Here is a 22474-nt window from a genome sequence, read left to right as displayed (position 1 = left end):
ACTGGAGTTCCTTCTCATGAAAACCCCCGCGATCAACCCTGCTACCGCCGCACTGCCCGCCGCCGAGCGCAGCGAGCTGCGCCGGCGCATCACCGCCCACTACCGTAGCCCCGAGCCCGACTGCGTGCCGCCGCTGGTCTCGGCTGCGCGCCTCGACCCGGCGCTGCATGACAAGGTCCAGGCGCTGGCCGCCCGGCTGGTCGCCGGCCTGCGCGGCGACCGCAGCCGCTCCAGCGGTGTCGACGCGCTGATGAAGGAGTTCTCGCTGTCGAGCCAGGAAGGGGTGGCGTTGATGTGTCTGGCCGAGGCGCTCTTGCGCGTGCCCGACAAAGCCACCGCCGACCGCCTGATCCGCGACAAGCTGTCCGACGGCGACTGGCGCGCCCACCTGGGCAACAGCCCCTCGTTGTTCGTCAATGCCGCCACCTGGGGCCTGCTGGTGACCGGCCGGCTGGTGGCCACCAGCAGCGAGCAGAGCCTCGGCACCGCGTTGACCCGCCTGATGCAGCGCGGCGGCGAGCCGCTGATCCGCAAAGGCATGGATCTGGCCATGCGCATGCTCGGCGAGCAGTTCGTCACCGGCCGCGATATCGACGAAGCCCTGCAGCGCGGCAAGGCCGCCGAGAAGCGCGGCTACCGTTACTCCTTCGACATGCTCGGCGAGGCGGCCATGACGGCCGAGGACGCCAACCGCTATTTCGACGCCTATGTCGGCGCCATCCAGGCCATCGGCCAGAATGCCAAGGGGCGCGGCGTGGTCGACGGCAACGGCATCTCGATCAAGCTCTCGGCGCTGCATCCGCGCTATGTGTGGTCGCAGCCCGACCGCGTCATGAAGGAGCTGCTCCACCGCGTCAAGCGCCTGTGCGTGCTGGCCCGAGATTTCGACATCGGCCTCAACATCGACGCCGAAGAGGCCGACCGGCTGGAGCTGTCGCTCGACCTGCTCGAAGCCCTGGCCCTGGACGACGACCTGGCCGGTTGGGCCGGGCTGGGCTTTGTGGTGCAGGCCTACCAGAAGCGTGCGCCCTATGTGCTCGACACCATCATCGATCTGGCCGAACGCAGCGGCCAGCGGCTGATGGTGCGCCTGGTCAAGGGCGCCTACTGGGATGCCGAGATCAAGCGCGCCCAGATCGACGGGCTGGACGGCTACCCGGTGTTCACCCGCAAGGTGTTTACCGACGTCTCCTACCTCGCCTGCGCGAAGAAGCTGCTCGACGCGCGCGAGCACATCTACCCGCAGTTCGCCACCCACAACGCGCAGAGTCTGGCGGCGATCATGCACATGGCCGGCGACGGCTACCAGAAGGGCAGCTACGAGTTCCAGTGCCTGCATGGCATGGGCGAGCCGCTCTACGACCAGGTCGTCGGCAACCCGGAGATCGCCCGCCTGGTGCGCATCTACGCGCCGGTGGGCAGCCACGAGACCCTGCTCGCCTACCTGGTGCGCCGGCTGCTGGAAAACGGCGCCAACACCAGCTTCGTCAATCGCATCGTCGACGAGAACGTGCCGATCGAGGAGCTGGTCGCCGACCCGGTCGAAGAGGCCGCCCGCCTGGGCGGTGCGCCGCATCCCAAGATTCCCCTGCCGGCCGAGCTCTACGGCGCCGAACGGCGCAATTCGGCCGGCTTCGACCTGTCCAACGAAACCGTGCGCGCGCGCCTGGCCGAGGCGCTGGCCAAGAGCGCCGGCCGGCGCTTCGAGGCCGCGCCGATGCTGGCCGATGCCTTGCCGGCCGGCGGCGCCGACGCGGCGCAGCCGGTGCGCAACCCGGCCGACCATGGCGACATCGTCGGCACCGTGCTCGAAGCGCAGGCGGCCGATGTCGAAGCCGCGCTGACGGCCGCCGATGCCGCGGCCGACGACTGGGCCATGCGCGCTCCCGCCGAGCGGGCCGACATCGTCGCGCGGGTGGCCGACCTGATGGAGCGCGACGGGCCGGCGCTGATCGCCCTGGCCGTGCGCGAAGCCGGCAAGTCGTGGGCCAACGCCGTGGCCGAGGTGCGCGAAGCGGTCGACTTCTGCCGCTACTACGCCGCCCAGGCCGCCGGCTTCGACAACGGCACGCATCGCTCGGTCGGGCCGGTGCTGTGCATCAGCCCGTGGAACTTCCCGCTCGCCATCTTCACCGGCCAGGTGGCCGCGGCACTGGCTGCCGGCAACCCGGTGCTCGCCAAGCCGGCCGAGCAGACCCCGCTGATCGCCGCCGCCGCGGTGCGCCTGTTCCGCGAGGCCGGCGTGCCCGACGCGGTGCTGCAGCTGCTGCCCGGCCGCGGCGAAACCGTGGGCGCCGCGCTGGTCAAGGACGCGCGGGTGCGCGGGGTGATGTTCACCGGCTCCACCGACGTGGCCAACATCATCAACCGCGAGGTCGCCGCGCGCGGCGGTGACGTGCCGCTGATCGCCGAGACCGGCGGGCAGAACGTGATGATCGTCGACTCCACCGCGCTGCCCGAGCAGGTGGTGGCCGACGTGGTGGCCTCCAGCTTCGACTCCGCCGGCCAGCGCTGCTCGGCGCTGCGCGTGCTGTGTCTGCAGGCGGACATCGCCGACCATGTGCTGGAGATGCTGGCCGGCGCCACGCGCGAGCTGTCGGTGGGCAACACCGCCGATGTGCGGGTGGACATCGGCCCGGTGATCGACGCCGAGGCGCAGGCCAACCTGGAGCGCCATGTGGCCGCCATGCAGGAAAAAGGCGCGCGGGTGACCCGCATGCCGCTCGGCGAGGCCTGCGCCAAGGGCACCTTCGTGGCGCCGACGGTGATCGAGATCGGCTCGCTGGCCGAGCTCACGCGCGAGCAGTTCGGCCCGATCCTGCATGTGCTGCGCTTCAAGGCGCGCGACATCGACAAGGTGGTCGAGCAGATCAACGCCTCCGGCTACGGCCTCACGCTGGGCGTGCATTCGCGCATCGACGAATGCATCGAGCGCATCGCGGAGCGCGCCCATGTCGGCAACATGTATGTGAATCGCAACATGATCGGCGCCGTCGTCGGCGTGCAGCCCTTCGGCGGCGAGGGGCGCTCGGGCACCGGCCCGAAAGCCGGCGGGCCGCTGTATCTGCACCGCCTGCTGCGCCGCACCCCGGGCGCCGCGCTCGGCCCGCAGACGGCGGGCGAGGATCCGGCGCCCTTCCAGGCGCTGCTCGAGTGGATCGACGGTGTCGGCCGCGCCATCCTGGAGGGAGACGACGTGCAGGTGCTGCGCGACCGTGCCGATGCCTATCGGGCGCGGCGACTGTCGGGGATCAAGCTCGACCTGCCCGGCCCCACCGGCGAGGACAACAGCCTGCGCTTCGTGCCGCGCGGCCGCCTGGCCGGCGTGGCCACCAACCAGGTGGCCCGGGTGCACCAGATGCTGGCCGCCGCTGCCAGCGGCAACCGCATCGTCTTTGCGGCCAATGCCAGCACGCGGGCGCTGGTCGGCCTGCTGCCCAAGCCGATGACCCAGTGGGTGTCGGTCGAGGACGACTGGCTCGAGCAAGGCGTCGATGCCGTGCTCTTCGACGGCAAGGATGCCGACGCCGACAGCTGGCGCCAGCGCCTGGCCGGCCGGGACGGCCCGATCTGCCCGCTGGTGCGGGCCGAGCCGGAGTACGACCTGGCCCGTCTGGTGCACGAGCGCACCCTGAGCATCAACACCGCCGCCGCCGGCGGCAATGCCAGTCTGATGACGATGGGGGCCTAAGCCAGGCGGCGGGCGCCGCGGCACGACCGCGCGCCCGCCGCCGCTCAGATCGGCAGGGTGTGCGCGTCCTTGACGACTTCCATCACCACATAGGTGTGCGTCTGGCGCACGCAGGGCAACTCGGAGATCTTGTCGCCCATCACCTGGCGGTAGGCGGCGATGTCGCGCGTGCGCACCTTGAGCAGGTAATCGAAATCGCCCGCGATCATGTGGCAGGACTCGATCTCGGGGATCTTCCGCGCCCCCTCGTTGAAGCGCTTGAGGTCCTGCGCGGTGGTGGAGGTGAGCAGCACCTGCACCATCACCACATGGCTCACGTCCATCGCCTCGGGGTCGAGCTCGGCATGATAGCCGCGGATCACGCCGCTCTTTTCGAGCCGGCGGATGCGCTCGGCGCACGGCGTCTTGGTCAGGCCGACGCGACGCGAGATCTCGACGACCGACAGCCGGGCATCGCGTTGCAACTCATCCAGTATCTTCAGATCGATCCGGTCCATGGGGCTGATGCAGGCGATTCGCCTGGCACTCCTGTTCAACGTAGGTGATACGTCTTTTAGACCGAAGTGCGAATGGCTTCAAGCGAAACGGGCCGTTGAGATTCTGACGCCGTAGGGCGGGTTTCAATCCGCCATCGGTGTCGGCCAGAGCGATTGGCGGGTTGAAACCCGTCCTACGTCCGCTCGATGCCGGCCCAGCCGGCCTCGGGGTAGCGTTCGCCGGCCACGGCGGCCGGGTCGAACAGGGCGTCGAGCTCGGCGATCTCGGTCGCGCTCAGGGTCAGCGCGGCGCCGGCCAGATTCTCCTGCAGGCGCGAGATCTTGCGGGTGCCGGGGATCGGTATCACGTTCGGCTGCTTGCCCACCAGCCAAGCCAGCGCGATCTGCGCCGGCGTGGCGCCGCGCGCAGCGGCGAAGTCGCCCAGCGCGGCCACCAGGCGCCGGTTGTGCGCCATGGCCGCGTCGGCAAAACGGGGGCTGCGGCGGCGGAAGTCGTCCTCGGCCAGGGCGTCGGTCGAGGCCAGCGTGCCGGTGAGAAAGCCGCGGCCGAGCGGGCTGTAGGCGACCAGCGTGGTGCCCAGTTCGCGGCAGGCGTCGAGCAGGCCGCGCTCGGGTTCGCGGCTCCACAGCGAGTATTCGCTCTGCACCGCGGCCACCGGATGGATGGCGGCGGCGCGGCGCAGGGTGTCGGCGCTCACCTCCGACAGGCCGATGGCGCGCACCTTGTCTTTGGCCACCAGCGCGGCCAGGGTCTCCATCAAGGTCTCGATGGGCACCGCCGGGTCGCGGCGGTGGCAGTAGTAGAGATCGATGGTGTCGACACCGAGCCGGGCGCGCGAGGCGTCGCAGGCGCGGCGGATGTAGTCGGGCTGGTTGTTGATGCTGCGTGCGTACTGGCCCGGCTCGCGGGCGATGCCGAACTTGGTGGCCACGCAGATGCGCGCGCCATGGGCGGCGATCAGCGGCGCGAGCAGGCGCTCGTTGTGGCCGAGGCCGTAGGTGTCGGCGGTGTCGAACATCTGGATGCCGGCCTCGACGGCGGCTTCGAGCACGCGGCGCGACTCGGCGTCGTCGCTCGGGCCGTAGAACTCCGACATGCCCATGCAGCCGAAGCCGAGCGCGGACAGGGTGGGGCCGTCGGGCCCGAGGGTACGGGTGGGGATCATCGTGCGGTCTCCTGTGGGGCGGGGAGGTCGAGCGCGCGGCGCACCAGCGGCGCCAGGGCCTGGCCCAGCATCGCATGCTGGGCTGCGGTGAGGTGAACGCCGTCGACGCCGGCCAGGGCGCCGGTGGCTTCGGCGGCGTCGAAAATGCGCACATCGGTGTCTGCCAGGGTGCGTCGCACCGCCGGTGCGAGCGCGCGGGACTTGGCTTCCATGCCGCCGAAGAAGGCGCGCAGCGGCGTGGCAGCGACATCGCCCAGCGGCGGCGGGATCACCACCAGCACCTTGGGCGGCGCATAGGTCGTGGCCACGCCGTGGCCGACGTCGCGGGTCTGCGCGATGAGCGTGTGCAGCCCGCGGGCGATGGCCTCGGGCGTGCGGCCCAGGTCGCTGCGCAGATCGTTGGTGCCGAGCATCACGATCAGCAGATCCAGCGGCGTTTCGCGCGCCAGGGCTTCGGGCAGGCTGCGGCTGCCGTTGAACAGCGAGCCGGGCAGGCCGACCAGCGGCTCGGGGTAGTCGACATCCACGGTGCGGCCGGACAGCGCGTCGACACCGACCCGCGCCTGGCCGGCCAGCGCGGCAGCGAGCACGCCGGGCCAGCGCGTGTCGTCGTCCAGTCGCCGGGTCGGCAAGCCCTGTGGCGTGGCGATCCAGCCCCAGCTGTTGGAGTCGCCGAACACCAGCACGCGCGGCAGGTGGTCGGCATGGGCCGTCTGCAGCAGCGTGGCGAGGGCGAGCAGGAAAAATCCATGGATGAGGCGGCGGAAGAGGGCAGGCATGGCGGCGTTCTCGGCGATGTCGGGATGTCCGGCAGGATGGCGCGGATCGATTGTGCAAACAATCCATGCATTGATTGATGCAGCGTTGAGTAGAATTCAGCAATGAAACGCAGCGACTATGGCGAACTGGCCGCCTTTGCCAGCGTGGCGCGGCAGCGCAGCTTCCGCCGGGCGGCGGACGAGATGGGGGTGTCGGCCTCGGCGTTGAGCCATGCGGTGCGCGCGCTTGAAGAGCGCCTCGGCGTGCGCCTGCTCAACCGCAGCACCCGCAGCGTGATGCCCACCGAGGCCGGTGCGCGCCTGCTCGACCGGCTCCACCCGGCGCTGAGCGATATCGCCCAGGCGCTCGACGAGCTCAACGCCTTTCGCGACACGCCGCGCGGCGCGCTGCGCCTGAACGTGCCGCGTATCGCCATGCCGATCGTGGTGATGCCGCTGCTGCCGGGCTTTCTGGCGCGCTATCCGCAGATTGAGGTCGAGGTGGTGGCCGACGATGCGCTGGCCGATATCGTCGCCGGCGGCTTCGATGCCGGCATCCGCTTCGGCGAGCAGCTGGCGGCCGACATGGTGGCGCTGCCGATCGGGCCGGCGACTGGCTTCAGCGTGGTCGCTTCGCCCGTCTATCTCGCCGGTCGCCGGCTGCCGAGGGTGCCGGCCGAGGTGCTCGATCACACCTGCGTGCGCCAGCGCTTCCCCGGCGGGGCCTTGTTCCGCTGGGCCTTCGAGCGCGACGGGCAGCGCCAGTCGGTGTCGCTCGATGCCGGGCCGGTGTTCAACGAGGATGCGTCGGTGATCGCCGCGTCGGAGGCCGGGCTGGGGCTGGCCTATGTGGCCGATGCGCTGATTGCACCGCAGCTGGCGGCCGGCCGGCTGCAGCGCGTGCTGGCCGACTGGATGCCGCCGCCGGAGCGCTTTTTTCTCTACACCCCGGGCCGGCGCCAGATGCCGGCGCCGCTGCGGGCCTTCGTCGACTACGCCCGCGAGATGTCGTAGGGCGGATAAGCGAAACGTATCCGCCGGTATTCACGCGTCCGGCAGCCCGCTCAGAGGCCCGCCGGACGATGCCATAGCCCGTAACGCAGTCGTGCGCTACTGGCGAGAGCTTGTCCAGCGGCGACCAAAGTAGATCGCCGATCCGCCAAAGACGGCAAATATCAGCAGCGCCGCCTTTGTAGCCAATGCTGACTCCGCCCGATCCGTCAGGAGAACGAGCAGTGCAAACAGGCATGTGGCAATGCAGAGCACCATGACGCGAAACGATTGGTAGTCTTGCGTCAGCGGCTGGTCGCCCGTTTCCAGAAAGCTGCCGATGTCGATGTCCTTCATGTTGTCGGGTATGGGAGAAGGCGTTTCTCCGCTTGGCGGACCGCCACATATGGATGCTTCGACTCTCCCTTCCGAATACCCTTTCGCAGTGGCGCGCCGAGTCACGTTCGTCACTGTCTCGGACATGGCTTCGGCAAGGGCTGCAGGGGCGGGCCATCGGGATGGAATCTGCACAATCGCGGCATGCGTGAACGTCATCCACGCCTGGCTTTGCGTATCTTGCCCGGCGCGCAGCTTGAGCATCAGCATCAATGGGACAGGGAAGAAGCGGAACGGTCCTTGTTTGGCAATCGACGTGTATTCGTCGCAGGCTGCCGCTAGTTGCTTGTGAAAATCGTCTGTGTTGAGTACATGCCAAGAGCGGTTGCTTGCCAAGTCAAGCAGCGCCCCGCGGGGTGTTGTCGGCACGTGCTCAGGGAATGGCTGTCCGAGTTGATCGGCAAGGACGCGCGCGCAGGCTTCCGCGGTGGGCGAAAGCCCTGGTTCAAACCACTGGGGCGACGTCTGCATTGCTCTCAGCAGCATGCGTGCAGCCCGCAAGGCATGCTCTTCGCAGCCCACGGTATACCCCAGAGCGGCAAACATGAATTCGTCAGCCGAGAGCAAAAACGCGTTGCCAACAACCTTGCGCCGCTCATTGAGCGACATCCGGTGCAGTTCCATTGTGAGGGCCACATAGCGCGCGGCAAATCCGGCGCGGGCTTGGGGGACGAGCAGGTCATTGTGGCTGGCCCATGCGTGCTCGACATGCGCCAAAAGGTGTTCGGCATGGCTGGCTAGCCGGAACGCAAGGCCGCACTCCCATTCTGCTGGGTTGGGGTGCATGTGCATACGCAATCCCGTTCCCGACCACTGTAGTACCGCCGACATCTCCTCCGGCGGCATTCCTTCTTGGGCGTAGCGGATCAGCTCCGCCTCAAGCGCGTCGTCATGAGGCGGTAGCTGTTGAAGAAACGTGTTTCTGGCCTCCGCCCATTCTCGCAGCCGTTTTTCTTCATCTGCTCGTCGCCACAAGGCGAGGCTTGAATCGGGCCATAGGGGCCAGGGCAGCGGTAGGATTTTGCCCGGATCTGTTCGGCTGACAATGCAGGGGACATGGCGATCGATCAGACATTCTGTCGGCAGCTGATTTCGATCGAAGAACGTCCACGACACCAGCAGGCCCGCGTAGTCGCCAGTGTCTGGGACGAGAATGCCGCTTCCGGGCGCTGCCTCGTCCTCGAGCCATTCGGCGATGGCTAGCAACGCGGGATCAGCGGATTCCTGCTGGCGCAGGGTCTGCAGTTCGCGACGGGCGGAAAACAGCGTCGAAGCCGCGTCCCCCAGCTTGTAGGAAGGGGTCAGCCCATCGGGGTCATAGACGAGTACGGCCGGGTGTCCCTCATGGCCGGGCGCATAGAGGAGCTTGTTGGCTTGTACAACGGAGGCCCAGACAACGCGGCCCTCCGCATACAAGGCAGGTGCCAGATCAAGCAACTCGCGAAGCGGATGTCGGTTCATCCAGTCGGGGCGCTGGATGCTGAGGCAGGCCTGTTCTGCCGGATTGAGTTGGCGTATCCGTCTCTCACGATCTCCGTTGTTGAGGTCCAAGAACGGATCCGGGTCGGCGCCGGGGCGGCGCGTTAGTCCCTGGGCGTACTGTGCTTCCAGGCTAGCCGCCGAGTCTTCGTCGGCAAAGCGCAACGCTGTGCGACCTTCTGCGCGAATCGATGCCAGACCATCAAAGAAGCCTGCCGCCAGATGACGTAAATGCGCATCACTGAGGTCGGTCTCCTTGACCAGAGGCGAGTACAGCGCGAATCCCGCGTGGTTGTCCCCGTGCCGATACGGTAGAGCAAGCGTGCAACGAACCGTGGGAAGAAACCCGGACGCTTCAACGGCCAGGCAGTCTGTTCTGAACTTGGGAAGGTTGATGCATGCATCAAACGCCACCGACGCGGCGATCTGGCCGCTGTCCGGCGTCGCTAGACGGTTTCGAAAAGCCGCAATTGCGTCTTGCGGTGATGTGTCGGGACGCTCCACCGTTTGCCGATGACCCGATTCGAATTCGGCCATGAGTTGGGGGGCTGCGCGCTCTCCGAACTCCAGGACTCTTCTGCAGATCATTCCTGCATGGGCGCCCATCAGATGGCCGAGGCGGCGGGCGGCTTGGGCCGTTGCGCCGTCATCGTTTCGACCAGGTGCTGTGTCTTCGCGGACAAGGCGCGGCAGCGTTGAGAGCCCGCCAATGAACTCATCAAAAAAGCCGGTCAGTGTTTGTTGGGGGCCCTGGCGGAAGAGCACATGCGTCAAGACCTGGAGGGGCAAGAGGACGCCGTGGGCGTCGATGACGCATCCACGGGACGACACAAAGGAATTGTCCAGGCGCGAAACGAACTCCGCCGGCAAATGGGCTGCGAATTCGTCTTGGGAGAGCCAGGTGCACTGCGTATTCAGATAGCGCGCAAAAGTCTCTCCAAGATAGGAGGCAAGAACCAGCAGGAACTCGCGCTTTGCCGGATGGGCAATGAACGATGAATCGTCGGCCTGGGTGCGCTCGCGGAGCTGAGCCAGCAGCCGGTCAATACGCCTCAGGCTGCCGATGGTGTAATCGAGGCCAACCTGGTTGAGCGCGGTTTGGTATGCAAGGCCGCAGGGCGGATGGATACCTCGATGAAAACCGTCGAGTGTTCGATGAACTGCTGCAGTAATGGGCATCGCAGACCTCGCGCGGCGCTCGTGTCGTTGGAGTGACGCGATGATATGCCATGGATATTCCGTGCGTCATGGCGCCGCGACATTGCTTCGGATTCCGTCACATTCGGAAGTCGACGAATTCTGCCAGCAAGCTCCGTTGGAGCGGCGGATGCGCTTGCGGCTTATCCGCCCTGCGATGTGCGCAGCGTCGGATGGGCGGCGATGCGCCCGACCGACGCGCGCTGGTGTTACCCCAGAATCAACACATGCATCCGCCGCGGGCCGTGGGCGCCGAGTTCGATGGTCTGTTCGACGTCGCCGGTGCGCGAGGGGCCGGAGATGAAGTTCATGGCGCGCGGGGTGCCCTGGTCGCGTTCGCGCAGCGCCACCCAGCAGTCTTCGTAGTGACGCACGATGTGCTCGACCGGCAGCACGACGACATGGGTTTCGGGCACGAAGTTGTGGGTGATCGGGCGCTCGGGGCCGGAGAGCATGAGGATGCTGCCGGTCTCGGCGATGCCGCGCCAGGCGAGCGAGACGCCGAGCATGACCTCGATGCCGGCGGCGCCGTGGTCGATCTGCCAGCCCTCGGGCCAGGTCAGCTCGCCCAGGGCGGTACCGACCACCGCGGATGGGGCGATGCCGTAGCGCTCGGCCAGCGCGGCCACCGCAGTGGGCACGTCGGCCAGGCTATTGATGCGCTCGGTGGTGCCGGCGCGCGACTCGAAACGCTGGGCGAAGCGGGCGATCAGGTCGGCATCGTCCACCGTGGCGCGGACATGCTGCGGCGGTTCGGCGATGCGCGCGTCGAGCTTGCGGCGCGCCGCTTCGTCGAGTGGGCCGCGGCCGAGGGATTGGCGGATGGCGTTGAAAACGGTGTCGCGGCTGCTCATTGGTCGCCTCGCTTGGCTTGCCACAGTTCGAGGAAGGTGCGGCCGGTGGGGGCGGGCAGGTCGCGCGCGCCGGTCCAGCCGGGGTCGAAGGGCAGCGAGCGCAGCTTGCCCTTGCCGTTGGCCATGCTGGCCAGGATGCGCACGCCGATGCGCTCGGCGAAGTGGTAGAGCTTGGGCCGCTCGGCCACGTAGCGCCACAGCTTGAGCGCCTGCTTCTGGCGCTTGGGCGTCATGTTCTTGCGGTATTGCTGGTGCCGCACTTCGCGCAGCAGGTCGGGCAGCGGGATACGCACCGGGCACACCGATTTGCAGCGGCCGTTGAGGGTGCAGGCGTTGGGCAGGTCGTAGGTGCCGTCCATGCCCTTGATCAGCGGGGTGAGCACCGAGCCCATCGGGCCGGGGTAGACCCAGCCATAGGCATGGCCGCCGATCGAGCCGTACACCGGGCAGTGGTTCATGCAGGCGCCGCAGCGGATGCAGCGCAGCATGTCCTGGAAGCGGCTGCCGAGCATCTTGGAGCGGCCATTGTCGAGCAGCACCACGTGGTATTCCTCGGGGCCGTCGACATCGCCTTCGCGGCGCGGGCCGGTGGAGAAGGTGGTGTAGCTCTCGGTCTCCTGGCCGGTGGCGCTGCGCGCCAGGATGCGCAGGAAGACGGAGAGGTCGTCGAGCGTGGGGATCACGCGCTCGATGCCGCTGGTGACGATGTGCACCTTGGCCAGCGTCTGGGTCAGGTCGCCGTTGCCTTCGTTGGTGACGATCACCGAGGAGCCGGTTTCGGCCACCAGGAAGTTGCCGCCGGTGATGCCGACTTCGGCGCTGAAGTATTTCTCGCGCAGCACTTCGCGCGCTTCGGCCACCAGCGCGGCGCGGTCGGTCTTGCGCGGCTTGTTGTGGGCGGCGGCGAAGAGGTCGGCGACCTGGTCCTTGGTCTTGTGGATGGCCGGGGCGATGATGTGCGAGGGCGGCTCGTCGGCGAGCTGGATGATGTACTCGCCCAGATCGGTCTCGACCACCTCGTAGCCGTCGGCGATCAGCGCTTCGTTGAGGCCCATCTCCTCGGACACCATCGACTTGCCCTTGGTGATCCGCTTGGCGTTGGCCTTCTTGCAGATGCCGAGGATGATGCGGCGTGCGTCTTCGGCGTCGGCGGCGTAGTGCACATGGCCGCCGGCGGCGGTCACCGCGGCTTCGTACTTCTCGAGATAGTGATCGAGGTTGTTGAGGACATGGTCCTTGATGTCGCGGGCGGTGTCGCGCAGCGCCTCGAACTCGGGCATTTCCTCGGCGGCCTGGGCGCGCTTGACCACGAAACCGGCCTTGGTGTTGCTCAGCGCCTTTTGCAGGTTGACGTCATGCAGGGCATGTACCGCGCGGGTTTTGAACTCGGGGGAGCGGAATTCCATGTCAGCGGCCCTCTTTCGGTGCTTCGCCCAGGCTCGGGCCGTCGGCCAGGCCGGCCAGCACTTCGGCGGTGTGATAGACGCGCACCGGCGAACCCTTGCGGCGCAGGCGTCCGGCCAGGTGCAGCAGGCAGCCGAGGTCGCCGCCGAGCAGCGTGTCGGCGCCGGTGGCGGCGGCATTGGCCAGCTTGTCGTCGGCCATCTTCTCGGAGATCTCGGGGTACTTGACGCAGAAGGTGCCGCCAAAGCCGCAGCACACCTCGGTGTCTTCCATCTCCTTGATGGTCAGCCCTTTCACGCTGCCGAGCAGTTGGCGCGGCTGGCCCTTGACGCCCATGCTGCGCAGCCCGCTACAGGAGTCGTGATAGGTGATGGTGCCCTGATACTCGGCGTCGACCTCGGTCACGCCCATCACATCGGTGAGGAAGGACAGCAGCTCGTGGCTCTTGGCGGCGAGCGCCTCGGCGCGGTTGCGCCAGTCGGCCATGTCGGCGAACAGGCCGGGGTAGTCGTGGCGGATGGTGGCCATGCATGAGCCGGAGGGGCCGACCACGTAGTCGAAATCTTCGAAGGCTTCGATGACCTGCTTGGCCAGCGCGCGGGCGCCGTCTTCGTCGCCGCTGTTGAGACCGGGTTGGCCACAGCAGGTTTGTGCGGCGGGCACGCTCACATGGCAGCCGGCATCTTCGAGCAGCTTGGCGCTGGCAAAACCGATGCTCGGGCGCATGGCGTTCATCAGGCAGGTGGCGAACAGGCCGACGCGGGGGCGCGGCGTGACGGGGGTGTCGGACATCGGGAACCTCCAGAGTGCGCGACGGCGCGCGGGGCGGTCGCATCGTGCATGGATAGTAGTCAGTGCATCCGGCCCGCCACAAGCGAAAGCTTTTCAGGGCGGGGGTGAGGCAGATTCATGCAGGCGGATGGCGCGCTTTCGCAGGAGGAGCCAAGTGACGATGCCGATGAGCACGCTGCCGAGCAAAGTGAGCGGAAAAACCACCAGTCCAATCAATATGCCGAAACCGAAGTCGTCCCCGAGCGCTTCACGTGTCGGCGTATTGGTACTGACCATTTCATGGTGAATGGCAATTTCAACGAACAGCCACCACAGTACAAAGGCGCTGAGGGCGCAGCTGAGGACGGAATAAAGCAGTCGCTTGAACACGGCTATCGCGCGCTGATGCGCCCACCGCGTCGGCGCATGCCCGCCGTGGCCAGCGCCCCCAGCCCCAGCCCGCCATGCGCATGGCAGATGGCGCAGGCCAGCGCGTCGGCGGCGTCGGCCTGCGGCGCGGCGGACAGCTCGAGCAGGCGCTGGACCATGTGCTGCACCTGGTCCTTGTGCGCCTTGCCATGGCCGACCACGGCCTGCTTGACCTGCAGCGCGGTGTATTCGAGCACCGGCAGATCGCAGGACACCGCGCCGCAGATCACCGCGCCGCGGGCCTGACCGAGCAGCAGGGTGGATTGCGGGTTGACGTTCACGAACACTTTCTCGACCGCCACTTGGTCGGGCTGGTAGGTGGTGATGACTTCGCGCACGCCGTCGAGCAGCGTCTTGAGCCGGCCGGGCAACTCGCCATCCTGGGTCTTGATGCAGCCGCTGGCCACATAGCGCAGCTGCTGGCCGAGGGTGTCGATGACGCCGAAGCCGGTCACCCGCAGGCCCGGGTCGAGCCCGAGGATGCGGGTGGCGGTGATGGCCGAGGCGGTGCCGTTCACGGGGTGGCGACCGGCGGGTCGGTCAGGTCGGGGATCAGCAGTAGCAGGTCGGTCGCGCCCATGTCGACGCCGGACTGCGAGAGCAGGGTAGTGGCCTGGCCGCGGTGATGGGTCTGGTGGTTGAAAAAGTGCATCAGCAGGGCGAAGAAGTTGCGCGTGGCCGGTACGCCGCGCATGTTCTTGTACGGCAGCGCGACATCGAGGTCGGCCTCGGTCAGTGTGCCGGCCCAGTCGTGGATGAGGGCGTCGAGCTTGGTGCGGTGCTCGGTCAGCGTTGGCAGGTCGGGGCAGCGCGGTGCGTCGAGCCCGGCGGGCATCGGCTCGTCGCGCAGCGGGGCCAGTGCCGTGAGGCAGGCCGGGTGGGTGGCGAAGCGCTTGAGCCAGATCGTGTCGGCGATCACGATGTGGTTGAGCGTGCCGAACAGCGAGCCGAAGAAGGCGCCGCGGTCGTCGTAGAGGGCCTTGTGGTCAAGCGTGGCGGCGGCCGCGTAGAGGCGCTCGTTCATCCAGCGGTTGTAGTGCGCCATGCTGCGCACATGGGCGATGCGGTCCATGGCCCTGCGCTCAGCCGACGACCACGGCGGTGCCGCTGACACACACCATCAGCATGCCGTTGTCGGCACCGAGCACTTCGTAGTCCACATCGATGCCGACGATGGCGTTGGCGCCGAGCCTGGCCGCGGCCTCGGCGGCTTCGTCGAAGGCGATCTGGCGGGCATCGGCGAGGGTGCGCTCGTAGGCCCCGGCGCGACCACCGACCACGTTGCGCACGGCGGCGAACATGTCCTTGAAGATGTTGGCGCCAATGATGGCTTCGCCATTGACGACGCCCAGGTAGCGGGTGATGGTCTGGCCTTCGAGGGTGGGGGTGGTGCTCATCAGCATGATCGAGGTCTCCGAGGGGCGCGATGACAGGATTCTACCGCCGTGCGCCGTTGCCGGTCAGGCGGGGTGCAGCCGGCCGAGCAGTTCGAGGCGCCAGCCGCCGTCCGCGGTGCGCGCCGGGCGCATCACCACCATCTCGCCGCTGGCCGGAAACACCCCGCTGAGGGCGGTGATGTTGACCTGGTGCGTCACCCAGATGCGGTTGCCGGCCACCGGCTCGGCGAGGCCGGCCAGCGCGGCCGCGGTGGCAGCGGGCTCGCGCTCTCGCGCCTCGAAGAACGAGTCGAGCGGCGGCCAGGGCGAGACCGGATGCGTATCGCCGAAGGCCAGGGTGGCCGTGTCCAGGCAGCGGCACCAGCGGCTGCTGCGCACCTCGCCCACCGAGATGCCCTGATCGCGAAACCAGCGGCCCAGGGCGCGCGCCTGCTCCCGGCCGGCCTCGGAGAGGTTGCGCTGGGTCGCGCAGTCGCCGAGCCGGAACTGCGGCGGGTCGCCGAGGCCCGGCACCGTGACAGCGTGCCGCACCAGCACTACCAAGCCGCCCCGGCGCAGTGCGTCGACGAGGGCGTCGTCGGCCAAGGCGGCCGGCGTCAGGCCGAGCAGCATGCAAAGGGCGGCGACCTGCATCAGTGCGCGGCGCAGCCGGTTCCGGCAGCGGTGGATCATCGGTGTTTCCTCCGTCCTGGGTCGCGCGGTCTCGAACCTCTATGAGCGCGACCGCGGACGGAAGGTTCAGCGTGCGCTGCGCTGGCGCGCCAGCCACACACCGCTGACGGCCACGGCCATGCCGACGATCGCCATCGGCGAGAGGGTCTCGTCGAACAGCGCCCAGGCGATGATGGCGGTCACCGGCGGGGTGAGGTAGAACAGGCTGGCCACATGGGTGGCGCTGCCCTGGCGGATCAGCAGGTTGAGCAGGCTGATGGCGCCGACCGACAGCACCAGCACCAGCCACAGCAGGGCGAAGATGAAGCGGCCGTGCCACTCGATATGCAGGGTTTCGGTCTGCGCGGCGACCAATGCGGTGAGCAGCAGCGCCGGCACGAACTGGATGACGCTGCCGGTGCGCAGGTCGAAGCTCGGGCAGTGGCGCTTCTGGTATAGCGTGCCGGCGGTGATGCCGAGCAGCGCCACCAGCGCCGGCCAGATCATGTGCCATAGGTCGCCGGCCGGCAGGCCCAGTTGGGCGCGGCCGCCGACCACCAGCGCCACCCCGACGAAGCCGAGCACCAGGCCCAGCCACTGGCGCGGGCTGACGCGCTCGCCCAGCAGCGCACCGGCGCCGACCGCGGTGAGCAGCGGCTGCATGCCCACGACCAGGGCCGTCACGCCGGCGGGCAGGCCATGCTTGATCGACATGAACACGCCGCCCAGGTAGAGGCCGTGCACCATCAGGCCGGTGGCGGCGATGTGGGCCGTCGCGCCCCAGCTGCGCGGCCACGGAGCGCGGCTGACGATGACGACCGCCAGCATCACCGCGATCACCAGCACATAGCGGGTGCTGAGGAAGGTCAGCGGTTCGGCGTAGGGCAGCCCGAGCTTGGCGCCGATGAAGCCGGTGCTCCACAGCAGGACGAAGAGCAGGGGAAGGAAGGCTTGGGCGCGAGGGTTCATGCGGCATTGTTGCGCAAGCGCCGGGGTTTGACCCGGAACGCATCGGCTCGGGGCGACCGGGCCAGTCAACGAAAAACCCCGCCACGCGGGCGGGGTTCGTCATGCCGGATGCAGCGCTGCTTACAGGCCGGCGTCGGCGCGCAGCTGGGCGGCCTTGTCGGTGGCCTCCCAGGTGAACTCCGGCTCGTCGCGGCCGAAGTGGCCGTAGGCGGCGGTCTTGCCGTAGATCGGGCGCAGCAGGTCGAGGGTCTGGATGATGCCTTTCGGACGCAGGTCGAAGTGGCGGCGCACCAGCGCTTCGATGTGGTCTTCCTCGATCTTGCCGGTGCCGAAGGTGTTGACCATCAGCGACACCGGCTGGGCCACGCCGATGGCGTAGGCGATCTGCACCTCGCACTTGTCGGCCAGGCCGGCGGCGACGATGTTCTTGGCCACGTAGCGCCCGGCGTAGGCGGCCGAGCGGTCGACCTTGGACGGATCCTTGCCCGAGAAGGCGCCTCCGCCGTGGTGGGCCGCGCCGCCGTAGGTGTCGACGATGATCTTGCGGCCGGTCAGGCCGCAGTCGCCGTGCGGGCCGCCGACCACGAAGCGGCCGGTGGGGTTGATCAGGTAGCGCACCTTCTCGCCGAGCATCTCGCTGGGCAGCACCGGCTTGATGATCTCCTCGATCACCGCCTCGGACAGCTGGGCATGGGAGATGTCCGGATGGTGCTGGGTCGACACCACCACGGTGTCGATCGCGACCGGCTTGCCATCCACATACTTGACGGTCAGCTGGCACTTGGCGTCCGGGCGCAGCCAAGTGAGGCGGCCGTCCTTGCGCAGCTCTGCCTGGCGCTGCATGACGCGGTGCGCGTAGTAGATCGGCAGCGGCATCAGTGCCGGGGTTTCGTTGCAGGCGTAGCCGAACATCAGGCCCTGGTCGCCGGCGCCCTGGTCGAGGTCCAGGCCTTCGCCTTCATTCACGCCTTGCGCGATGTCGGCCGACTGGCGGTTGATGGCGGTGAGGATGGCGCAGGACTTGTAGTCGAAGCCGGAGGACGAGTCGTCGTAGCCGATGCGGCGGATGGTGTCCTGGGCGACTTCGCGGTAGTTGATGTGCGTGCTGGTGGTGATCTCGCCCGAGATGACGACCAGACCGGTCGACACCAGGGTTTCGCAGGCGACGCGGCCGTGCGGGTCGTCGGCCAGGATGGCGTCGAGAATCGCGTCCGACACCTGGTCGGCGACTTTGTCGGGATGGCCTTCGGAGACGGACTCCGAAGTAAACAGGAAGGCATTGGCCATGAATCGGGTGCTCCAGAAACAAAATCCCCGTCAATCGCTGGCGAAGCCAGCTCCGGGGATTTCGGTCGAGCGGCGACGCTTTAGCAGTATTTGGCCGCGTTCGCAGCCTGCCGCCCTGCAAGTTGTCTTTAACTCGGCGGTAGGCGCGGATTATAAGTCAACTCATCGTGCATGCAAAATCGCCGGACCGCCCGCCCGCTGAGCGGCGGAATCGGTTATAAACGCGCTCGTGTTCGCCCAGTTTCTGTTCCGCATCCTTGCCGCCCTGCCGCTCTCGGTCGTCCACCGTCTCGGTGCGCTGATCGGGGTGATGGCTTATGCGCTGTCGCCGAAATACCGCGCGCGGCTGTGCGGCAACCTGACCCAGGCGATGGGGCCGCCGGCCACCCGGCTGCGCGGCGCCGTGATGCGCGAATCGGGCAAGCAGGCGCTGGAGCTGCCGTGGGTCCTGCTGCGCCCGCATGCCGAGGTGGTGGCCAAGGTGGTGAAGGTGAGCGGCTGGGAGCTGGTCGACGCCGCGCATGCCGAAGGCGCCGGCATCCTGTTTCTGGTGCCGCATCTGGGCTGCTTCGAGATCACCGCCCAGTACTACGCCTCGCGCGACCGGATCACGGTGCTGTACCGTCCGCCCAATTTTTCCGCCTTGATGCCGTTGATTGCCGCCGGCCGTCAGCGCGGCGGCATGAGCATCGCGCCGGCGGCAATGAGCGGGGTGCGCAAGCTGGTCAAGGCGCTGCGCAGCGGCGAGGCGATCGGCATGCTGCCGGATCAGACACCGGACGTGGGCGAAGGCATGTGGGCGCCCTTTTTCGATCGCCCGGCGTGGACCATGACGCTGGCGGCGCGGCTGAGCGAGGTCAAGGGCGTGCGGGTGATCTGCTGCTGGGCCGAGCGCCTTCCCGGCGGGCGTGGCTACCATGTGCGCTTCCAGGCGCCGACCGCGCCCATCGAGGGCGACACCGCCGCTCGGGTGGCGGCCATCAATCGCGAAATGGAAGCGATGATCCGCGCCTGCCCGACCCAGTATCTGTGGGGCTACCACCGCTACAAGCGCCCGTCCCGGGTGCCGCTGCCGGAGGGCGAGGCATGAGTGCATCCGACGGGCGCATCCGCGACAGGAGGGTCGGCCGATGAGCCGTGTGCTGGTGGGTCTGCTGTGGCTGCTGCACTGGCTGCCCTTGGCGGTGCTGGCGCCGATCGGCGAAGCGCTGGGGCTGATCCTGTACCGGGCGGCGCGCACGCGGCGCAAGGTGGTGCTGACCAACCTGCGCCACTGCTTTCCCGAATGGACGGAGGGTGAGTGCCGCCTGATGGCCGAGCGCCACTTCCGTTTGCTGGGGCGCAGCCTGCTCGAGCGCGGCCTGCTGTGGTGGGCGCCGCGCGAGCGGCTCGAACGGCTGATCCGCATCCGCGGCATCGAGCGGGTGCAGGCCTTGCTCGATGCCGGCACGCCGGTGATCCTCATGGCGCCGCATTTCGTCGGCCTCGATATGGGCGGCACGCGCGTCACCATGGCCTTCGACATCGTCAGCATCTACGCGCGTCAGCATGACGCGGTGATCGATCGCTGGCTCCATCACGGGCGCAGCCGCTTCGGCGATCAGCGCCTGTTGCCGCGCGACGAGAGCATCCGCAGCACGGTCAAGGCGATGAAGGCGGGGCGGCCGTTCTACTACCTGCCGGACATGGACCACGGGCGCAAAGAGTCGATCTTCGTGCCCTTCTTCGGTATTTCCACGGCGACCATCACCGGCCTGCCGCGCTTTGCCCGCATGGCCGGCGCGGCCGTGGTGCCGTGCCAGACGCGCATGCTGCGCGGTGGGGCGGGTTACGAGGTGACGCTGGGCGAGCCGTGGGCCGATTATCCGTCCGGCGACGTGACCGCCGACGTGGCGCGGATGAATGCCGAGATCGAGCGCATGGTGCGTGCCGAGCCCGAGCAGTACTACTGGGTGCACCGGCGCTTCAAGACCCGGCCCGAGGGCGAGCGGCGCTTCTACTGACGCGGTTCGCGGTCGTCGGCCGACAGGCGGGCGAACACCAGCGGAAAGGCGGCGCTGCCGGCCAGCGCGATCCCCGAGACGATGAACACGATGCCGGCGCCGTCGCTGGCCAGCAGCGGATGCCAGCCGGTGCCGATGCCGGCCGTCAGCGCCAGGCCGAAGAGCACGCACAGCGCGCCGAGTCCGATCAGCCACACGGGCAGGCGGGGCAGGGTGCGCGGCATCTCAGGCGCTCCGGGGGATGCTGTGCTTGCGCAGCTTGTTGGCGATCATGGTGTGCGAGGTCTTGAGCCGTGCCGCCAGGCGCCGGCTGGAGGGAAAGTGCGGGTACAGGCGCGTCAGCAGCTTGTGCTCGAAGGCCTCGATGGCGCTTGTCCAGTCGGCGATCGCTTCCGGGTGCAGGGCCTCGTCGGCCGGCCCGCCGGCGCCGGCCAAGTCGACGTCCTCGGCGTCGATCAGCGGGCGATCCTGCATGGTCACGGCGCGGAAGATCACGTTCTGCAACTGGCGCACATTGCCTGGCCAGTCGCTGGCGGTGAGCTTGTCGAGGGCCGCGCCGGACAGGCGCACCGGCGGCCGGCCGGACTGGGTGCAGGCGCGGCGGATGAAGTGGTGCGCCAGCAGCGGGATGTCCTCGCGCCGCTCGCGCAGCGGCGGCACCTGCAGTGTCAGCACGTTCAGCCGGTAGTACAGATCCTCGCGGAAATCGCCCTCGGCGACCATGCGCTCGAGGTGGCGATGGGTGGCGCTGATGATGCGCACGTCCACCTGCGTCTCGCGCGCGCCGCCGACGCGGCGGAAACGCCCGTCGTTGAGGAAGCGCAGCAGCTTGGCCTGCAAGTAGGGCGACATCTCGCCCACTTCGTCCAGAAACACCGTGCCACCGTCGGCCATCTCCAGCAAACCCGGCTTGCCACCGCGCTGCGCGCCGCTGAAGGCGCCGGGCGCGTAGCCGAACAGCTCGCTCTCGGCCAGGCTCTCGGGCAGGGCTGCGCAGTTGAGCGCCAGGAAAGGCGCCTCGTGCCGGCCGCTGGCCCGGTGGCAGGCCAGGGCGATCAGCTCCTTGCCGGTGCCGGTTTCGCCCAGCAGCATCAGCGGGCTGTCGGTGCCGGCCATGCGCATGGCGCGTTCCTTGACTGCGTGCAGGGCGGTGGAGCTGCCGAGGATGGTGTCGAAGCCATGGTCGTCCGGGTGTTGCAGGGCGTGCAGGCGCTCCCCGATGCGTTGCGGCGCATGCAGGGTGATCAGGCCGCCGGCAGGTGGCGCGTCGGCACCGTGCGCCGGGTCGTGGATGGGGCGCACGTCGAGCAAAAAGGGCTTGCCGCGCACGCTGACTTCGCGCGCCGGGAGACGGAAACCCTGTTGCAGCAACTCGTCGGCCAGCGCGCGGTCGTCGAGCAGGCGCTGCAACGTGGCCAGGCCGTCCGGGCCGCGGCTGCTGTCGGCCAGCGGTGTGGCGGCCGGGTTGGTGGTGATCAGCTGCCCGCCGGCGTCGACGGCCAGCACCGGATCGGCCATGGCGGCCAGCAAGGCCTCCAGGTGCAGGCGATGGCGCATGCCTGGCAGCATGTCGATGGCCTCGACGGCGACCACGCCGGGCACGCCGAACAAGGCCGCCCGGGTGTCGGGGAAGTAGGGTTCGTGCAGATCCGGGGCGTCGATGTAGACATGGGACATGTCCACTTCCACGTTCACCACGCTGAACTGCCGACGGGCCATCTGGGCGAGGATTTCCTGGGCGATGCCGACCCGATCCGTGAAGGTCACGACCAGACGCATGGGGAACCTGGGTGTAAACGAAAGGCAACAGTGTAACTGTTTGTGTACGGGCGCTGCAAGCAGTTGATTTTTTAAGTAGTTCTTGTGCGACACGATGGATTCTGCCGACTTGTTGTAAATGTTTGTTTACATCGCCCTGCGGCGTGGAGGCAGTTGATGTCGCCAAAGGCCCGGTAATACAAAGGATTTTGCGTTTGGCACGGCGATTGCATTGGTTGTTGCCCAGTCGCGCCGGAACCCTCCGGCACGCAGGGAGAGCGCCCGCCATGAAAATCGATCGCGTACAGCGTCAGTTGCTGAGCGAACTTCAGCTCAACGCCCGTGTGAGCAACCAGGAGCTGGCCGACCGGGTCGGCCTGTCGGTGTCGCCCTGTTGGCGGCGGGTGCGCGATCTGGAGACCTCCGGCCTGATCAAGCGCTACGTGGCAGTGCTGGATAGGCGCAAGCTCGGCCTGGGCACCTGCGTGCTGGTGAATCTGCAGCTCAAGACCCATGATGCGCGGGTGACCGAGCAGGTCGAGCGGCATATCCACTCGCGCCGCGAAATCGTCGAATGCTATGCCCTGTCCGGCGATAGCGACTATCAGCTGAAGCTCTTCCTGCCCGACGTGGAGAGCTACGCCATGTTCATGCACAACTTCCTGCTCAAGCTGCCGGAAGTGGCCACCGTGCGTTCCGTGGTGGCGCTGCGCGAGGTCAAGCACGACACCGCCTTGCCGATCTGAGGCTTCCCCCCGGCGCACGAAGTGGACGCGC

21 protein-coding genes are annotated in these 22474 nt (G+C 68.0%); 5 read left to right on the top strand and 16 right to left on the bottom strand.

The annotated features are described in order from the left end of the window. Nucleotides 1–16 precede the first annotated feature (16 nt). Nucleotides 17–3691 (top strand): trifunctional transcriptional regulator/proline dehydrogenase/L-glutamate gamma-semialdehyde dehydrogenase, encoded by a 3675-nt coding sequence (gene putA / locus I8J34_RS11840; protein WP_214361614.1) that lies wholly within the window; start codon nucleotides 17–19, stop codon nucleotides 3689–3691. Nucleotides 3692–3735: 44 nt separating this feature from the next. On the opposite strand, the gene I8J34_RS11835 is transcribed toward putA, so the two are convergent. The 3 genes from I8J34_RS11835 to I8J34_RS11825 all read right to left on the bottom strand — a co-directional run bounded on the left by I8J34_RS11835 (nucleotide 3736) and on the right by I8J34_RS11825 (nucleotide 6133). Further along, entirely contained in the window at nucleotides 3736–4188 is a 453-nt protein-coding gene (locus I8J34_RS11835) for an Lrp/AsnC ligand binding domain-containing protein (protein ID WP_214361613.1), read from the bottom strand. A 173-nt stretch (nucleotides 4189–4361) separates the two neighbouring features. After that, complete coding sequence (locus I8J34_RS11830; RefSeq protein WP_214361612.1) at nucleotides 4362–5354, bottom strand: aldo/keto reductase; 993 nt, start codon at nucleotides 5352–5354, stop codon at nucleotides 4362–4364. After that, nucleotides 5351–6133, bottom strand: coding sequence for a GDSL-type esterase/lipase family protein (locus tag I8J34_RS11825; RefSeq protein ID WP_214361611.1), 783 nt, complete (start codon nucleotides 6131–6133; stop codon nucleotides 5351–5353). Before I8J34_RS11825 ends, I8J34_RS11830 begins: the two co-directional genes overlap by 4 nt. Before the next feature lie 102 nt (nucleotides 6134–6235). Between I8J34_RS11825 and I8J34_RS11820 the strand changes: the two genes are divergently transcribed. Next, nucleotides 6236–7126: a LysR family transcriptional regulator gene (locus I8J34_RS11820; protein WP_214361610.1), complete on the top strand. Its 891-nt coding sequence runs from the start codon at nucleotides 6236–6238 to the stop codon at nucleotides 7124–7126. 96 nt (nucleotides 7127–7222) lie between these two features. Here I8J34_RS11820 and I8J34_RS11815 read toward each other — a convergent pair whose 3' ends face one another. The 11 genes from I8J34_RS11815 to metK form a co-directional block, all read right to left on the bottom strand. Next, nucleotides 7223–10156, bottom strand: coding sequence for a hypothetical protein (locus I8J34_RS11815; protein ID WP_214361609.1), 2934 nt, complete (start codon nucleotides 10154–10156; stop codon nucleotides 7223–7225). Nucleotides 10157–10383: 227 nt separating this feature from the next. Then, the gene (locus tag I8J34_RS11810) at nucleotides 10384–11028 is read right to left on the bottom strand and encodes a LutC/YkgG family protein (RefSeq protein ID WP_214361608.1); all 645 of its coding nucleotides are present in this window, start codon (nucleotides 11026–11028) and stop codon (nucleotides 10384–10386) included. Beyond that, nucleotides 11025–12434 carry a LutB/LldF family L-lactate oxidation iron-sulfur protein gene (locus tag I8J34_RS11805; RefSeq protein ID WP_214361607.1) on the bottom strand — a complete coding sequence of 470 codons (1410 nt, stop codon included), beginning with the start codon at nucleotides 12432–12434 and terminating at the stop codon, nucleotides 11025–11027. The genes I8J34_RS11810 and I8J34_RS11805 overlap by 4 nt, the downstream gene beginning before the upstream one ends. 1 nt (nucleotide 12435) lies before the next feature. Next, on the bottom strand, nucleotides 12436–13224 hold the full coding sequence (locus I8J34_RS11800) for a (Fe-S)-binding protein (RefSeq protein WP_214361606.1): 789 nt from the start codon (nucleotides 13222–13224) through the stop codon (nucleotides 12436–12438). 93 nt (nucleotides 13225–13317) lie between these two features. Then, nucleotides 13318–13593, bottom strand: a complete 276-nt coding sequence (locus I8J34_RS11795) for a hypothetical protein (protein ID WP_214361605.1) — start codon at nucleotides 13591–13593, stop codon at nucleotides 13318–13320. A gap of 2 nt (nucleotides 13594–13595) precedes the next feature. Beyond that, entirely contained in the window at nucleotides 13596–14150 is a 555-nt protein-coding gene (gene ruvC / locus I8J34_RS11790) for a crossover junction endodeoxyribonuclease RuvC (RefSeq protein ID WP_214361604.1), read from the bottom strand. Continuing rightward, nucleotides 14147–14704, bottom strand: coding sequence for a DinB family protein (locus I8J34_RS11785; protein WP_214361603.1), 558 nt, complete (start codon nucleotides 14702–14704; stop codon nucleotides 14147–14149). Before I8J34_RS11785 ends, ruvC begins: the two co-directional genes overlap by 4 nt. Nucleotides 14705–14714: 10 nt before the next feature. After that, nucleotides 14715–15035, bottom strand: coding sequence for a heavy metal-binding domain-containing protein (locus tag I8J34_RS11780; protein ID WP_214361602.1), 321 nt, complete (start codon nucleotides 15033–15035; stop codon nucleotides 14715–14717). Between the two features lie 57 nt (nucleotides 15036–15092). Beyond that, the gene (locus I8J34_RS11775) at nucleotides 15093–15701 is read right to left on the bottom strand and encodes a histidine phosphatase family protein (protein WP_230411805.1); all 609 of its coding nucleotides are present in this window, start codon (nucleotides 15699–15701) and stop codon (nucleotides 15093–15095) included. Between the two features lie 66 nt (nucleotides 15702–15767). Continuing rightward, nucleotides 15768–16649, bottom strand: coding sequence for a DMT family transporter (locus I8J34_RS11770; RefSeq protein ID WP_214361601.1), 882 nt, complete (start codon nucleotides 16647–16649; stop codon nucleotides 15768–15770). A 120-nt stretch (nucleotides 16650–16769) separates the two neighbouring features. Next, a complete protein-coding gene (metK, locus tag I8J34_RS11765; RefSeq protein WP_214361600.1) occupies nucleotides 16770–17936 on the bottom strand; it encodes a methionine adenosyltransferase in 1167 nt (388 codons plus the stop codon). Between the two features lie 229 nt (nucleotides 17937–18165). Here metK and I8J34_RS11760 point away from each other — a divergent pair, with 229 nt between their 5' ends. Together I8J34_RS11760 and I8J34_RS11755 are read left to right on the top strand one after the other, a co-directional pair. After that, entirely contained in the window at nucleotides 18166–19026 is an 861-nt protein-coding gene (locus tag I8J34_RS11760; RefSeq protein ID WP_214361599.1) for a lysophospholipid acyltransferase family protein, read from the top strand. A gap of 40 nt (nucleotides 19027–19066) precedes the next feature. Then, entirely contained in the window at nucleotides 19067–19939 is an 873-nt protein-coding gene (locus I8J34_RS11755; RefSeq protein ID WP_214361598.1) for a lysophospholipid acyltransferase family protein, read from the top strand. On the opposite strand, the gene I8J34_RS11750 is transcribed toward I8J34_RS11755, so the two are convergent. Together I8J34_RS11750 and I8J34_RS11745 are read right to left on the bottom strand one after the other, a co-directional pair. Beyond that, nucleotides 19933–20163, bottom strand: a complete 231-nt coding sequence (locus tag I8J34_RS11750; protein WP_214361597.1) for a hypothetical protein — start codon at nucleotides 20161–20163, stop codon at nucleotides 19933–19935. The two genes, I8J34_RS11755 and I8J34_RS11750, sit on opposite strands and share 7 nt — an antisense overlap. 1 nt (nucleotide 20164) lies before the next feature. After that, entirely contained in the window at nucleotides 20165–21718 is a 1554-nt protein-coding gene (locus I8J34_RS11745; RefSeq protein WP_214361596.1) for a sigma 54-interacting transcriptional regulator, read from the bottom strand. Nucleotides 21719–21984: 266 nt separating this feature from the next. Between I8J34_RS11745 and I8J34_RS11740 the strand changes: the two genes are divergently transcribed. Then, complete coding sequence (locus tag I8J34_RS11740) at nucleotides 21985–22443, top strand: Lrp/AsnC family transcriptional regulator (RefSeq protein WP_323132710.1); 459 nt, start codon at nucleotides 21985–21987, stop codon at nucleotides 22441–22443. Nucleotides 22444–22474: the final 31 nt, after the last annotated feature.

The sequence above is a fragment of the Denitromonas iodatirespirans genome, from assembly GCF_018524365.1.
GTDB lineage: Bacteria > Pseudomonadota > Gammaproteobacteria > Burkholderiales > Rhodocyclaceae > Nitrogeniibacter > Nitrogeniibacter iodatirespirans.
The sequence above is the reverse complement of the archived record's forward strand: the minus strand, read 5'-3'. Positions and strand labels throughout refer to the sequence as shown.